This is a genomic window from Aquiflexum sp., from assembly GCF_041751335.1.
GTDB lineage: Bacteria > Bacteroidota > Bacteroidia > Cytophagales > Cyclobacteriaceae > Aquiflexum.
In genome coordinates, this window is sequence record NZ_JBGSXS010000069.1 from 1 (window position 1) to 14,654 (window position 14,654).

At 38.6% G+C, this 14,654-nt stretch carries 14 protein-coding genes; all 14 read right to left on the bottom strand.

Translation table 11 applies throughout. The features are described from left to right. On the bottom strand, positions 1–470 hold a 470-nt coding region (locus ACEW8U_RS04205; RefSeq protein ID WP_373520782.1), incomplete at its 3' end, for a hypothetical protein. A 234-nt stretch (positions 471–704) separates the two neighbouring features. Further along, positions 705–1,190, bottom strand: a complete 486-nt coding sequence (locus tag ACEW8U_RS04210; RefSeq protein ID WP_373520783.1) for a peptide deformylase — start codon at positions 1,188–1,190, stop codon at positions 705–707. Between the two features lie 94 nt (positions 1,191–1,284). Continuing rightward, complete coding sequence (gene lpxB, locus ACEW8U_RS04215; RefSeq protein WP_373520784.1) at positions 1,285–2,391, bottom strand: lipid-A-disaccharide synthase; 1,107 nt, start codon at positions 2,389–2,391, stop codon at positions 1,285–1,287. 182 nt (positions 2,392–2,573) lie between these two features. Next, the gene (locus ACEW8U_RS04220) at positions 2,574–2,993 is read right to left on the bottom strand and encodes a 6-pyruvoyl tetrahydropterin synthase family protein (RefSeq protein ID WP_373520785.1); all 420 of its coding nucleotides are present in this window, start codon (positions 2,991–2,993) and stop codon (positions 2,574–2,576) included. A 112-nt stretch (positions 2,994–3,105) separates the two neighbouring features. Further along, positions 3,106–3,771 (bottom strand): hypothetical protein, encoded by a 666-nt coding sequence (locus tag ACEW8U_RS04225; protein ID WP_373520786.1) that lies wholly within the window; start codon positions 3,769–3,771, stop codon positions 3,106–3,108. A gap of 58 nt (positions 3,772–3,829) precedes the next feature. Further along, positions 3,830–4,336, bottom strand: a complete 507-nt coding sequence (locus tag ACEW8U_RS04230; RefSeq protein WP_373520787.1) for a DUF4843 domain-containing protein — start codon at positions 4,334–4,336, stop codon at positions 3,830–3,832. A gap of 13 nt (positions 4,337–4,349) precedes the next feature. Continuing rightward, positions 4,350–5,855, bottom strand: coding sequence for a RagB/SusD family nutrient uptake outer membrane protein (locus ACEW8U_RS04235; protein ID WP_373520788.1), 1,506 nt, complete (start codon positions 5,853–5,855; stop codon positions 4,350–4,352). A 13-nt stretch (positions 5,856–5,868) separates the two neighbouring features. Beyond that, positions 5,869–8,892 (bottom strand): SusC/RagA family TonB-linked outer membrane protein, encoded by a 3,024-nt coding sequence (locus tag ACEW8U_RS04240; RefSeq protein ID WP_373520789.1) that lies wholly within the window; start codon positions 8,890–8,892, stop codon positions 5,869–5,871. A 533-nt stretch (positions 8,893–9,425) separates the two neighbouring features. Further along, positions 9,426–11,354, bottom strand: a complete 1,929-nt coding sequence (locus tag ACEW8U_RS04245) for an OmpA family protein (RefSeq protein ID WP_373520790.1) — start codon at positions 11,352–11,354, stop codon at positions 9,426–9,428. A 4-nt stretch (positions 11,355–11,358) separates the two neighbouring features. Next, the gene (locus ACEW8U_RS04250) at positions 11,359–11,988 is read right to left on the bottom strand and encodes a 7-carboxy-7-deazaguanine synthase QueE (protein ID WP_373520791.1); all 630 of its coding nucleotides are present in this window, start codon (positions 11,986–11,988) and stop codon (positions 11,359–11,361) included. A gap of 100 nt (positions 11,989–12,088) precedes the next feature. Then, a complete protein-coding gene (locus ACEW8U_RS04255) occupies positions 12,089–12,550 on the bottom strand; it encodes a GNAT family N-acetyltransferase (RefSeq protein ID WP_373520792.1) in 462 nt (153 codons plus the stop codon). Positions 12,551–12,669: 119 nt separating this feature from the next. Continuing rightward, entirely contained in the window at positions 12,670–13,155 is a 486-nt protein-coding gene (locus tag ACEW8U_RS04260; RefSeq protein WP_373520793.1) for a methylated-DNA--[protein]-cysteine S-methyltransferase, read from the bottom strand. A 253-nt stretch (positions 13,156–13,408) separates the two neighbouring features. Next, positions 13,409–14,104: an XRE family transcriptional regulator gene (locus ACEW8U_RS04265; protein WP_373520794.1), complete on the bottom strand. Its 696-nt coding sequence runs from the start codon at positions 14,102–14,104 to the stop codon at positions 13,409–13,411. A gap of 73 nt (positions 14,105–14,177) precedes the next feature. Next, positions 14,178–14,654: outer membrane beta-barrel protein (locus ACEW8U_RS04270; RefSeq protein WP_373520795.1), on the bottom strand; the 477-nt coding region annotated here is incomplete at its 5' end.

Here is a 14,654-nt window from a genome sequence, read left to right on the forward strand (position 1 = left end):
CTCAAAATTGCATTATCCCCTGTAGGGAAAACAAAGTTATCTTTTCCGGTTTTGCGTATAACTCCATCAATATGACTATCGTTGCTTGCTCCGGCATGAGAGGCTCCATCAAGGAAATCCACAAATTCAGTTGCAATATCCACGCGATCAGTAAGTATGATGCCATTTGCAAATGTAAGCTCACCTACAATTTGCAATACATTGTCTACCTGCAGTGCATTGCTGGATTTGTTAATGGTAAAATTTTTAGCTTGGATTGGATTGGTTCCATTGAATGTCTGAGCGTCTGATCCAACAGCATGTAGCGTCCCCATATTATTGGTAAAGGTCCCTTTGTTTGAGAAATTACCAAAAAATCCGATTTCGGACCCTTGATGCATTCTCAAGTTGCCATTGTTTTGAACCTGTGCAATCGAACAGATAGGTGCATACAATAATAGCACCAATAATGCATCCGGTAATAATTTCATGGGTGAAGAGCGATCGGTAATGGGTGACGCGTACTGAATTTTACTCGGGCATACAATATAGCCCTTATAATTAAAAGGTTATTAAAAAATTGAAATATAATAGTTACATAAATCACATATCATGAGCATGTGATTTTAAGAATCTTGTTTCGGTTTTAAAATACCAACACGGGAGGATTGTTTTGAAAAAGTAGGACATCTATCATTCCCTAAGGCTTCTTTTAAAATTCCACCTCAACCCTTCCACTTAAACGCCTTATCATCCACTGCCTTCATCGTACAAAGGATGCCATCCAAATGGTCATATTCATGCTGGACAAGTTCCGAAATAGCTCCTTCTACATTCCAATTTTGTTTTTGCCAGTTTTCATCCAAATATTCCAAAGTCAGCGATTGGTGTCTTTTAACTTTTACCAAGAGATTTGGGAAACTCATGCAATCATCCCAAAGCTCAAATAGATCTGGGCTTGGATTTTTGATTTCTGGGTTGATGATGATGTAGGGTTTGTCGAGATTCAGGTAAAAAAGCCTTTTCATGATTCCCAATTGTGGTGCGGCGATACCCCTACCAAAACCATATCTGGTCCGAATATCCTCCATGGCTTCATGTAGATCTTTTACCCATGTTTGAACGAAGGGAAGTTCTTCTTTTTGGACTGCTTCGCAGATTTCATATAGTCTGGGATCACCCAGTTTGAGGATGTCATTGGTGGTTTTCATGGATATTTTTAATTTTCGAATAACCATTTATCAATTTAAGAAGGGCTCTGTGTTATCCTATGTGGTAATCAAAAAAAACTCAAACCACTTAGTGTCAAATCTTCAAGCTCCCAACGATCATTTTGGCTGTGGCATCAGATGCTGAATCTCCTCCGAGTTTTTCTTTTATTTCTGTATAGCCATCTAAGATGGCAGCTTTATGATATATATCTGCCAGAATTTTATTCAATTCCAGACTCAGTCTTTGAACATTAAATTCTCCCTGAATAAGTTCCGCTACCACTTCCCTTTCGGCAATCAAATTTACCAATGAAATAAACGAAACTTTGATCAATCTTTTTGCTATGGCATAACTCACAAAGCTGGTTTTGTAAACAACCACCTGAGGTACCCTAAATAGTGCGGTCTCAAGGGTAGCTGTTCCGGAAGTCACGATGGCCGCATTGGCATGATGTAACAGGTCATAAGTCTGATCAAAAATAACTTTAATACCTGCTTTGATGGCAGGTTCATAGAGTGTAGAAGATAGATTGGAAACTCCGGCAATGACGAACTGGGCCTGGGGAAAATTCCTGACCACCTCTAACATCACCCGCATCATATTTTGGATTTCCTGCTTTCTGCTTCCCGGCAGCAATGCAATGATGGGGCTGTAGCTCAATTCATTCTTTTGGTGAAAAAAAGGATGAGGTTCAAATTTGGCTATTTCATCCAAAAGAGGGTTGCCTACATAATGGACTTTAATCCCAAATTTCTCAAAAAAAGCCGGCTCAAACGGCAATATGCAATAAACCTGGTCTGTGAAGGCTTTGATCTTCATAGCCCTTTTTTGGTTCCAAGCCCAGACTTTTGGTGGGATGTAATAATGAACAGGGATGGAATGTTTCTTTGCAAATTCCGCTATCTTCATATTGAATCCGCCATAATCTACCAGAATCAATACATCAGGTCTGTTTGCAATAATATCCTCTTTGACAATCCTCAGAAATTTCAGGACTTTTCTGAATCCCAACGCAACCTCTATAAATCCCATCAAAGCCACTTCCTCATAGTGGACTCTGAGCTTCTGCCCTTCGGCACTCGAAAAATCTCCACCCATACCACGAAAAGAAGCATCACTATCCAAACCCTTGATCGCTCTGATCAAATTGGAGGCATGTAAGTCCCCGGATCTTTCACCTGATATGATATAGTATCGCATTTTAATTTTAACACAAAGCGCTCAGTGTACTCTGAGAAATATATTTGATAGTGAATTTTTAAAAACAATATTTAGGTTTACTCATGAAGATAATAGAACCTTAAATTCTATATCCTTTGTGGTAAACATCCTTCATTAACATACCCTCTGTGTCTTCCGAGCACTCTATGGTAAACTAAATCCTACTCACCAAAGTACTCCACAAAATTTCTGGGAGTTTCGTAAAGAGTTAGTTTGTAGAGGCCTCCTTGGGGAACGATCTCATTGACGGCAGGTAGGAGTATTTTCCAAAATTCCATAACGAGGTTTTCGCAGCTTGCCATTTTACCCTGCATAAAGTCAACATCCACGTTGAGGTTTTTGTGATCCACTTTGTCAATCACCAAAGTTTTGATCAAAATACTCAGCGCTTTTAGGTCCACTACAAAACCGGTTTCAGGGTCAGGAAGACCTTTGACCGTCACGATAAGTTCAAAATTGTGCCCATGCCAATTGACATTGGAGCAAGGTCCAAAAACCTCCTTATTTTTCTCCTCTGTCCAATTTGGATTCCAAAGCTTATGTGCGGCATTAAAATGCTCTTTTCTACAAACGTGTACCATGATAGGGTATTCCTGATTTCGGTGTGCAAAAATAAAGCTATTCTTCACAAAAACATAGGCATTCCCAAGAGAATGAAAATCAAAAATAAATGCAAGAGTAAGTCGACCTGAATCAATTGTTCAAAGACCGTATCAATTTGACCATATCTTCCTCATCCCTGAGGTCTAGATTCATTTTCCCTATCAGGTCCAATACTTTGGGAGTATCATCGCCAAATGCATCTATTAATTGTTTACGCTTTGTTTTAAAAGGAATTACGGTTTCTTTATGAGCAATAAAAAATTCCATTTTGCTTTGGAAGGCTTTTGATTTTTGGGATCCATAGGCAGCTGATGGATCATCGGAAATGTATTTGGACTTGTATTTCAAAAGGGTATATTCTCCCTCTGTCAAAACCTGTGCAAAAGTCCCTTTCCCTAACTTGGGAAGATCAAATCCTGATTTATAGATTTCTTTGGAACCCGATGGCTCAATAATAAAACCAAGAATATTTTTTCCTGAATAGCCCATCAATTCACCCAATCTATTAACCTCCAGCATATTTCCAAATAAATTAAACCTAATGGCAATATTACTAATGGTGTCTTTTTTACTTACCAAAATAGCCCCTTGGGTAAAATTTCCCATATATGGATCCCCTTTGACTTCTGGGTATGCATTTGCTATCAATGGAGCACCGGGAACGCTCACATCAAGTAGTGTTTCTACCTGTCCTAATGCCTGAAATGTGAAAAGAGATAAACAAATAGCAATGGTAAAAGGGCATAACTTGATCATAAAAGATTTTTATTTAAAAAAGGAATTTTTTGATCTTAGAAAATTTTTGCGTTGATAGCTATTGCTGTGAAATTCTGATACCAACCCGCTTATAGCGCTCACTGGGCTTGACCGTGCCATTTCCTACTAATTCCAATACCAAATCAACAGGACCTGTTCCTGCACCGGGATCCAGTATCTGGATTTGGACATCTGCAAAACTGGAATTGGCGGATATGGCTTCCTGACCGCTGATGTTGAAATGTATACCCTCTATTGCTGTAGTTTCACCTGCAACTACCCTATAAGTAAACAATTCATCATTGGCTTTTTGTGGGCTTACAAAATTTACCCTAAGGCTAAGTGCCCCAGTTCTTCTCGTGATCAAGGGATCTGAAGTTGCTAAAGCAAAAGTAGGGCGTGGCACCCTTATTAATAGAGGAAAATCTTTACCCAATACTGGACTGTTCATCACTGTGGCGTCCCATTCAATCAGCGAATCTTCAAATAAAGGGAATTCCTGCTCTATGCATGAACTTGTGTACATACAGATCAAAACCAAAAAGAGTCCTATAAATTTTTTCATTTGATTATCCAATTTAATATCCAGCATTTTGTTCTAAGTTTTTATTGCCATCCACTTCCGCTTGTGGGATGTTTGCCAGAATCCTAAAATCTGAAAATGGAACATTTCCTTGCTGCTTTATAATATCCTTTCCATATCTTTTGAGATCCAAAAAACGATGACCTTCAAATGCTAATTCCTTTCTCCTTTCCAACAATATCTCAGAGAGCAAATCCTCACCACTGAGATCCACTTCTTCCACGCCTCTGGCTTTTTTGAGAAAATTCAAATCCTCTAAAGCCAGATCCTCTTGACCCAGATGGAAATATGCTTCCATCCTGTTTAGCAGCATTTCAGATTTCCTGATTACCGGAATATTGTCCCCGAAGGCAAAGCCGCTTTTTGAAGCAAACTTAATGCATTCCATCCGTCTTCCGGAACCATTTGCAACCCTTCCCGGACCGACTTCAAATTGGAATGCCCTGACATCTTTTCCCCTATCGGCAATTACCAAATTTGGCCCTGTACCGGTCACCGAAATCCCCATTAAGTTGACAAACGCAGGGGTAGGGATCAGGTCACCCCAACCTCCAACTTGTGTTGTATTTTCAAGATTTCTGATGGTTGTATAAGTGGCTTGGATAGATTCATTGGCACCGTTGCTTTCAGAAGCATTTTCAAACCTAAGGTCGAAAATGGATTCAGGGTGTACAGATAACCTCCACCCTGCGATATAATCGTCACCTTCCAATAATTTACCTCTTGAGGAGGCCAATGCTTCATTGGACAGATCCGCTGCTTTTACCCAATCTTGGTTATAAAGTGCAACTCTTGAGAGTAATGCCTTGGCAGCAGATTGGGAGGCAAATTGAATACCACGATTGTCATTCAAAAGACGGATGGCATCTTCAAGATCTTTATAAATTTGGGCATAAACCTGTTCTACGCTTGACCTTGCCGTCTGTCTGTTGAGTGCTTTTTCAATATCTGATGTTCTGACACCTTCCAAAACCAGTGGGATTCCGCCTTTATCAAGTTCCGGTACAGTCACTCCTGGTAAGTATGCATATGCCTTAACCAGATCAAAGTAAAAAAGTGCCCGAAGGAATTTCGCTTCCCCTTCCCATCTGCTTTTTGTGGAAGCTGGTACTGCGGGAGTCCCTTGAACACCCGGAATAGCCTCCAAAAACAGATTTAGTTCATTGATCCCAAAATAAAAGTTTGTCCAATGGGCATAGTGGGAATAAGGTTGATTTCGAGTCTCGTTGAACAGCCGTCCTGAGTTATTTGTTGCTAGACCATTGTCTGCCAAGGCATCCCCAAATGAAGTTAGGTTCCTGCCGTATGCAGAGACTGCCCTCAGTCTCGCATAGGGTGAATTAAGCGCTGCCTCCATATTCTCAGGAGTGCTAAGAGCATCAAATCCAGCTATGGACTGTCTTGGATCAACCTTCAGGATACCTTCACAGGAAACCAGGGGAAAAGCAATTACAATTGCCAGCCCAAGAGATTTCAACATATTGTAAATAATGATTTTCATAATTTTTATTCAATTAGAATCCTGCCTGAATTCCTAGGGTGTAGTTTTTTGTCTGAGGAATGATCCCTGTGGCCGCTCCAAGGAATTCGGGGTCATAGCCAGGATAATCTGTATAGGTCCACAAATTGATCCCCTGTGCAAAGATCCGAACAGTAGAAAGTCCAAGACCTCTGATCAGTTCAGGTTTAAAATTGTAAGCCAATGTGAGTTGTTTTAAACGGATGTAATCAGCTTTTAACAATACAGCAGAACCTGTATTCATATTGACAGACCTTACTTCTGGACCACCCGCATAAGGTCTAGGGATATCAGTGATCTGCCCCGGGCTTGTCCATCTTCTGTCAGCTACCTCTCTGAGTGCATTGGTAGTAAGTCGTGTTCCATTTTCTCTCAGAGAATTGTACTGTCCATCTGGAATAATGCGACCGTATTCATAATTGAAAAAAACAATGGCCTCAAATCCTTTGAAGTAAAAGGCATTTTGAATTCCACCATAATGGCTTGGAAGAGAATTTCCTAAGTATACCCTGTCTTCCGCAACAGGTTGGTAGGTAATATTGCCATTTCTATCATACCACATCGGTCTTCCTGTTGCTGGATTTACACCTGCATATTGCTGTGTAAAATGGGTCCCCAAAGAATGCCCAACGGCAATTGATGGGTCTGAGGGCAGGAACATATTATTTCCATAAAGTTTGGTGATTTCATTTTCGATGTAGGTGTAATTGAAACTAGTGCTCCATTTAAATCCGCCTCTCTCCAAATTGATAGCTGTAAGCTCAAGTTCTATCCCTCTGTTCATCAATTCTCCCACATTTGTGGTAACTGAGGTAAATCCATTAGAAGCAATGACAGGAAGATCCAACAATAAATCTTTGGATTTACGGTTAAAAAGATCAACTGAGCCTATAAATCGATTGGATAACAAACCGAAATCCACTCCAAAATTAATCGATTGGTTGATTTCCCAGCTGAGGTTTCTGTTTTCGAGACCTAAGGGCCTAATACCTCCGGCACCGGCATAATTTCCAGCAGCGCCATATAGTCCCCTTGCAGAGAAATTCCCAATTTGATCATTTCCGGTTTTGCCATAGGATGCTCTGATTTTCAATTCAGAAATTATGTCAGAATTTCGCAGGAAAGACTCCTCTTTAAGATACCAACCTACTCTCACAGATGGAAAAAAACCATATTGTGTATCCATTCCGAATCTGGAAGATCCATCATAGCGACCGGTCAGTGTCAGCATATATTTTTTCCTGAAATCATAATTAACTGAAGCAAAAGACCCTATTCTTCTGTATCCTGACCAAAAAGCTGAAATATTTTCGGGGGTGGCACCGGATTGAATCGTCCTGAATTCAAATGAAGGAAAACCAATAGCAGACCCAAACAGACCCTCATTGGTTTCTGACCTATATTCCATACCACCCAATACAGAAACGGTATGGTCAAAGGCAAAAGTCTTGAACCAGTTTAAGGTCTGTGTAGTGATAAAATTCACATTCCAATTGGACTGTGCAGAAGCACGTCCTCTGATTCCCGCCCCATCGGGTGTTCTTGGGTCTCTGAACTGTTCACCCTGCACCATGCGGTAATCTAACCCAACCAGTGATCGGAATATCAGGTTTTCCATAATCTGATAGTTTGCACCAAGATTACCTACCAAGGTATTTGTCCTTTGACTCCCGGAGTTGTAAGCATTGACCATGGCTATATTTTGGTTCAAAACCCCCGCGATATTGGTATTGAATGAGCCGTCTTCATTGAATATCGCATTATGTGGCAAAATCAGAGAGGACGAGAATGCCGGATTGCCCAAGAATGAACCAGAGGTAGCAAATGGTATATTCTGTCCAAAGGTGGAAATGTTAAGACTATTTTCAATTCTTAGTCTTGGATTGGCTTGATGACTGAGGGCTATGGATAAAGTCCCCCTCTCGAAATCAACCGGCTTAAAAGTACTTTCTTGATAGTTGTACGATCCCGAAATCCTAAAAAGAGTTCTGTCATCTCCACCCGAAACGGCAAGCTCATAATTTTGCAAACTTCCCGATCCTATCATCTGTCTTTGCCAATCATATGTAGAAAGATCAGCAGCCACGGCGTCTAATTGCTCAGGACTTAGACTTTGCCAATTGGAGGGGAGAATTCCCATATTATTCAGGGTGTTTGCTACAGCTATTGGACTGCCAGTATTTGACCAAGCTTCTTTTCTAAGTTGATACCATTCCTGGGAATTGTAGACATCCAAAAATTTCAATGGCTGACTACTTCCCACAAAAGAATTAAAATTAAATTGGGCTTTGCCCTGCTTACCTTTTCTGGTGGTAATGATTACCACTCCATTAGCAGCTTGCGCACCATATATGGCAGCAGAAGCAGCATCTTTAAGAATTTCGATGGATTCAATATCATTCGTATTGAGGAAGGCCAACGGATTCGATTGGGTAAAAGTAGCATCATCCCGAGAATTGATCTGAACGCCATCTACTACATATAGCGGTTCATTGCCAGCATTGATAGAACCTGTACCACGGATTCTGATATTTACAGCACCACCAGGAAGCCCGTTAGCTGAAGAAACATGGACACCTGCTGCCCTTCCCTGTAATGCGCGATCAAAAGATTGCATCGGAAGGTTTTCTATGAGTTCTCCCTTGACTGAAGATACAGCTCCCGTAATTTCACGCTTGGCTTGGACACTATACCCAGTTACCACAAATTCTTCCAAGCTTTTAGTATCTGGTTTCAACGAAACATTGACATTAGACCTGTTGTCAACCAAAGCTTCTTGAAATACCGATCCGATAAACCGGAATACCAAAACATTGTTGCTTTCAGGGACACTCAATGAATATTTTCCATCCAAGTCTGTAGCTGTACCGATCATGGTTCCCTTTACCATTACAGTTACACCCGGCATAACAAAACCATCCTCAGCCGATATCACAGTACCGGAGACTATTCGGTCCTGACCGAATGCAGCCGACAAGATCAATACAAGTATTGACTTGATAAACAAAAACTTTCTCATATTTAGGTGAAGAGCAAATAATTTTACCCAATTTTATCCTTTAACTTTAAATATTACAATATTTTTCAAAAAAATAATATATCAAAGATAAAATCTTTGTAAAAATTAAATTTGGTAATAAACTAAAATAGTTTTCTTTTTTAATCTATTACTTTAATTAATAATAATATTTTAAAATTAAAATACTTATTTATACTAAATACCAAAATTTAATTTTTTTTTAATTTCTTAAATAATTTCTTGAATTTTCATCAGATTTTTAGAGAAAAAATCGAAAAGTAACCTATCTGTCAAATTAATTAGTTCATAACTAATTTGCTATCTAGCTCATAATCAATACTTTTTTCAATAATAATTAAAATATTTAGACACATTAAAGCGTATTTCACAGCGAAAAAAATGCATCGAAACTCATTTTGTAGTTGTTTTTAAATATTTTTCACAAAAAATTAATTTATTTATATTATTCATATTTAAAATAATACTATTTATTTAAAATAATTTAAAATATAAGATTAAAAAAGCCAGAATACTTATTGGATGGACACTGTAATCCTTCTATTGAGTGCCCTGTTTTCTGCTGTGTCATTAGGCACCATTGGCTCACTCTGACCTTTACCCACGGCATCTACCCTGCTTTCTTTAATGCCATTTTTAAGCAAATACACGCGTACACTCTCTGCCCTCCTTTTACTCAGATTTTCATTATATCCTGCATTTCCTACATTGTCAGTATGACCTATGATATTGATCGAAACTTTTGGATTTTCAATTAAAAAGGCTTGAAGCCTTTTTAACGAACTCATGGATTCAGGCTTAAGGTCATCTTTGTCAAAATCAAAAAAAATGTTTTCGAAAATAAACTCTTCGCCAGGCGCTATTGGAATAAGGGTTACCAAGAGATTTTTCTGGTCTTTCAAGTTATCTTTTTCCACATTATAGATTTTGGGTAGATAACCTTCTTTTTCCACATATAAGCCGGAAAAAGCTTTATCTGGATATAGCATCATGAAATCTCCTGTTTTCCCATCTGATCTGAACTCATAAAGGGTACTGTCATTACTCAGGCTGACCAATGAAAGTCTTGCATCTATGGGTTCTCCTGTTTTTCCATTGAGAACTTTTCCTTGGGTCACAATGAGGTTTTCACCCAATGCTATCTCCTCTGGAAATTTGAACCTATATAAAAAAGACCTCTCTACTTTATTGCCTATATAAGTACTCTCGGTATAGTAGGCATAATCTTTTTGGGCTGTGATAAACAACGAGTATTGATCCTGCTGGTCATTGATAGGATAACCCAGATTTTCAGGTTCCGAAAATTCTCCATTTACAACCCTGGAAACAAATAAATCCAGACCACCAAATCCACGGTGACCACTTGAAGCAAAAAACAATATTTCATTGTTGAAATAAATAAAGGGAGAAACCTCATCTTTGGGTGAATTCACTTTGGACCCAAGATTCTTAGCTTCTGACCAAGATCCATCAGGCATCCTTAGCGTGTAATAGATATCATTGCCCCCATATCCTCCTCTGCGGTTTGAGGAGAAGAACATGATTCTGCCATCAGCAGATAAAGATGGCTGTGAATCCCAAAATCTTGAATTCACATTTTTACCCATGTTAAGAGGACGCTGCCAAGTGTCGTTGATTTTGTAAACAATATATAGGTCACAGTCACCCAATGTATCTGGCGTTTCACAGGAAGAGAAAATCAGGATATTACCATCTGCGGAAATGGTACAGGTACCTTCATTATAGTTGGTATTGATGTTTCTGGATATGCTTTGGGGGTCTGACCATATCTGTTGTTCTTCTGAAAAATAACTGACAAAAATATCCTCATGTTCAAAATTCTGTAATCCATCTCTTTTTACAAAAATAATCTTTTTACTATCCGCGGTCAGGACTGGAAAGTACTGAAGTTTAAATTGATTCAATGGATAAGGCAAGATTTCCTTTTCTATCAAAAGAACATTCTCCAACTGATTTTCCAGAAATCTGACTTGGAACTTTGTTTCCTTGTATTCATTTACTCTCTTGAAACTTGGATCCAACAGTATATCTGCCATCCCAAATTGCTCAATAGCTTTTTGAAATTCTCCTATAGCTAAGTAGGAATGAAGATTGAGCCAGTTAAATTCTCCTTTTAGATGATTTGAGGCTTTTGAAGAGGTACGCGCTCTAGCTTCTCCCTTTGCCGAAATTTCCAAGGCTTCATTCGGATCTCCTTTTGTCAGGAATATTCTTCCCATCTTGAGATAGGATTCCAAAAAGCTTGCCTCCCTTTGAATTGAGGCCTTATATTTCAATATGGCATCATCATATTGTCTCCTTTGAACCAATTCGTCCCCCTCTTGATGAAGTTTGATTGCTCGACTGTCAATGATCGTATATGTTTGTCCAAAGGAAGTATGGACAAATAAAACCATCATCAATAAAAAGGCAGCTGATTTCATGGGATTAAGGTATGTCCATAAATTTATGGGTTTGCAGCGATATTTTCCAATTTGGAAAGGATTTAACATAATTTATGATTTGCTCGGTCATAATTCCCCGCTTACTCCATTCAGGTTGAAGCAATTTTTTACAGGAATCTTTGACCTTTTGCGCATGCTGTTCAGCAAAATCAAAATCAGACTTATGGTAGATTACCACCTTCAATTCATCAGCAAAACTATATATGTCCGGATGGGGATTTTTGAATTTTTTGGGTGAAAAACATATCCAATCAAAATCTCCTGTTACTGGGTAAACTCCCGATGTTTCAATATGGATTTTAAAACCATACTCATGCAATAACGCTGTCAAAGGTTCTAAGTTATACATCAAAGGCTCACCACCGGTAATGACAACAAGTCTTCCGGGATATTCCAATGCAGCAGTAACTATTTCATGAATGCTGGTAATTGGCCATTTTCCTGCATCCCAAGAATCCTTAACATCGCACCAAACACAACCCACGTCACAGCCTCCCAATCTTATAAAATAAGCTGCCGAACCAGTATGCACTCCCTCTCCCTGAATGGTATAAAATGTTTCCATCACAGGGAGCATCTTCCCCGCTTTTATTTCTTCTTTTGTATTTTCCATAATTTTTGATGAAGCGGGTTATTGAACCGCTGAGCGATAAAATTTGAAATTTGGATTGCAAAGGTATAGGAAAATCACAATAATGGCTAAAAATCAACAATCATAAATCCATCTCCATTTTCACATCACATCGGCTGTATTTGCCACATTCCGGCACCAATTCTTTAAATCCAAGCTTTTTGTAAAGATGTAGTGCTGCTACAAGCTTACTGTTGGAATAAAGGATGACCTTATTCGCTCCCATTATTTTTGCTTTTTTCAAGATTGCTTGACCGAGCAATAGTCCGGCTTTTTTCCCTTGTGCTTCAGGAATAACTCCCATCTTAATCATTTCAAATACACCCTCCTCCACCTTACTCAAACCCACAGTACCAATGATTTCTTCTCCATCTTTTGCAAATAAAATAGCGCCGCCTTTATCCAAAATTGTTTCTTCAGGGTTTTCCAATTGTAGCAAGTCAATCGGTTCAAGGTTAAAATAATGCTCAACCCATTGTTTGTTGATCCTTTCAAAATGGGGCTGCAGTTCTGGTGAATATTCTATGATATTTAAGGAAGACATGTCTTTTTTGATTTAAAAAGATGATAGTTGAAATTTAGAACAAAAAAGCCAAGTTTGGGAATCCAAACTTGGCTTTTTTGTGGTCTTATTAAATGAAATTTTGGCCTTACCCCCAACATTTAAAATTGTATAGGGACTTGCTTACCCACCTTCTCCTTTTGCTCAATTTCGAGTAACTGCGATTTTCTCCAAAGTCCGCCAGCATATCCAATCAGTTGACCATATTTGCCTACAATTCTGTGACAGGGCAACATGATCAAAATAGGATTAGCACCTATCGCAGTGCCCACTGCCCTAACAGCTTGAGGATTTCCGATATTGACTGCAATTTTTTCGTAGGAACTTGTTTTTCCAAATGGAATTTTATTGACTTCCATCCATACCTTGTGCTGAAAGTCCGTTCCTCCAAAAGCAACAGGAATGTCAAAGGTTTTTTGTTTCCCCTGAAAATAAAGACCTAATTGAATCCTAATGTCCATCAATAAACCATCCAAAAATTTATCAGTTTCCGGAAGATCCGTAAACTGAAGTTTTACAAGATAGTCATCCCATGTTTCGACTAAAACATTCCCCAAAGGGGTTCTCATTACCGCATTATCTCTCATGATTACTGATCTGTTAAGGTTAATACTCAATTTGTCAATAAACACTTCCACACTATGTTAGTACAACGGAATAAAACTCATTTTGTCTTTTCAAAAAACAATTAATTTCAAAAAGATTTTCTATTGATTACAGATTTATAAAATCTAAACATCCAAAACAAGCCATTCATCAAATTGTAAAAACAGACAAATTAAGGTACGAAAAAAGAATACGACTTAGATGATTTACAACTTAATTCTGGTCAAATATTCCTTATACCATCATCAATCTAAACATCCATACTTCTCTTACAGCATTGATATCTACCTCAAATGGCTTATAAATCGGGTTGGATGAGCAGAGCAAAAGCCGTTCGCTGTCCTTGATTTGATTATAGGCAAGTTTAAATGTTACGCCATCACTTTCCGTTACAATTACATATTTGCCACCATCTTTGATAGCCGTCCAATCATCAATATATTCACATACGATCCATGCACCATCTGGAATCGGAAGCATGGAGTCCCCATCCACTTGAAAAACACGGTACTTTTTGTCCTGTGGCAAAAAAGGGAGGTTAAACCTGGGCAATTCTTCTATAAAATCTGGATCAGAAAAACCTGCCAAATAACTGGCTTTGACCTTTTGGGAGACAACTTCTATCAGTTCACGGCCATCTGCGTCCACAGTGGTAGCCAAAACACGCAGGTTTCTCCCTTTGAGAAATTGATCTGTTTCCAGTAACTCTCTCATTTTATATTCAGAAAGATCTTCCAATTTTTTTCTCAACAGAATATCCACAGACACACCCAAATAATCCGAGATCAAAATCACCGTGTCTAAAGGAGGATTGACATTCAATTCATACCCTGCAAGTTTTGACCTGCTGATGCCAATGGCACTTGCCATATTTTCTTGGGTAATCGATTTCCTTTTTCTAAGGACTTTAATATTGGAATTGAGGTACATAGATTTTCAATTGGTGGGATAAAAATATTAAATGTTAATATGGTTAGCAAAAAAATGTTGATAATATTAAACCCTACAACCCATATTTTAATCCCAATGAAAATATCATTCCCTTATGCTTGAAATCGGCATTTCCAAAAAAGGCAGTGTTGGTTATAGCCGTATTGGTTATACTATGGAGGTAATTGACAGAAGCAAATAACCAAAGTTTTTCCATCCTATACCCACCGCCAATTTCAGCTAAACCGGCCAAATCAAAATTCCCTGCATCGGTCGGAATCCCGATACCTAGTCCGGGAATGATCTCATCCTTGATCAAAATTGAAGGGACGATTCCGATATGCCCGAATCCAAAAATCTTTTTTCCAACATATTTGCCAATCTTCAAAGGAAGAGAAATGTAATCATAATTGAATTGGGTTGAAAAAATTTCACCCGTAGGATTTCCAAATCCATCCACTACCATGAAATTATCGATAAATCCCCTTTGATTGTAAATTGCCTCTGCTCCTATTGAAAAATCGTCTTTCAATAACACCTCATAACCAAG

Coding starts and splice junctions, on each gene's coding strand:
- ACEW8U_RS04250 (WP_373520791.1), bottom strand. CDS start 11,988: ATGGAAAATACAAAAGAAGAAATAAAAGCGGGGAAGATGCTCCCTGTG.
- ACEW8U_RS04220 (WP_373520785.1), bottom strand. CDS start 2,993: ATGGTACACGTTTGTAGAAAAGAGCATTTTAATGCCGCACATAAGCTT.
- lpxB (WP_373520784.1), bottom strand. CDS start 2,391: ATGCGATACTATATCATATCAGGTGAAAGATCCGGGGACTTACATGCC.
- ACEW8U_RS04210 (WP_373520783.1), bottom strand. CDS start 1,190: ATGAAAACCACCAATGACATCCTCAAACTGGGTGATCCCAGACTATAT.
- ACEW8U_RS04230 (WP_373520787.1), bottom strand. CDS start 4,336: ATGAAAAAATTTATAGGACTCTTTTTGGTTTTGATCTGTATGTACACA.
- ACEW8U_RS04225 (WP_373520786.1), bottom strand. CDS start 3,771: ATGATCAAGTTATGCCCTTTTACCATTGCTATTTGTTTATCTCTTTTC.
- ACEW8U_RS04265 (WP_373520794.1), bottom strand. CDS start 14,104: ATGTACCTCAATTCCAATATTAAAGTCCTTAGAAAAAGGAAATCGATT.
- ACEW8U_RS04240 (WP_373520789.1), bottom strand. CDS start 8,892: ATGAGAAAGTTTTTGTTTATCAAGTCAATACTTGTATTGATCTTGTCG.
- ACEW8U_RS04260 (WP_373520793.1), bottom strand. CDS start 13,155: ATGAGAGATAATGCGGTAATGAGAACCCCTTTGGGGAATGTTTTAGTC.
- ACEW8U_RS04235 (WP_373520788.1), bottom strand. CDS start 5,855: ATGAAAATCATTATTTACAATATGTTGAAATCTCTTGGGCTGGCAATT.
- ACEW8U_RS04245 (WP_373520790.1), bottom strand. CDS start 11,354: ATGAAATCAGCTGCCTTTTTATTGATGATGGTTTTATTTGTCCATACT.
- ACEW8U_RS04255 (WP_373520792.1), bottom strand. CDS start 12,550: ATGTCTTCCTTAAATATCATAGAATATTCACCAGAACTGCAGCCCCAT.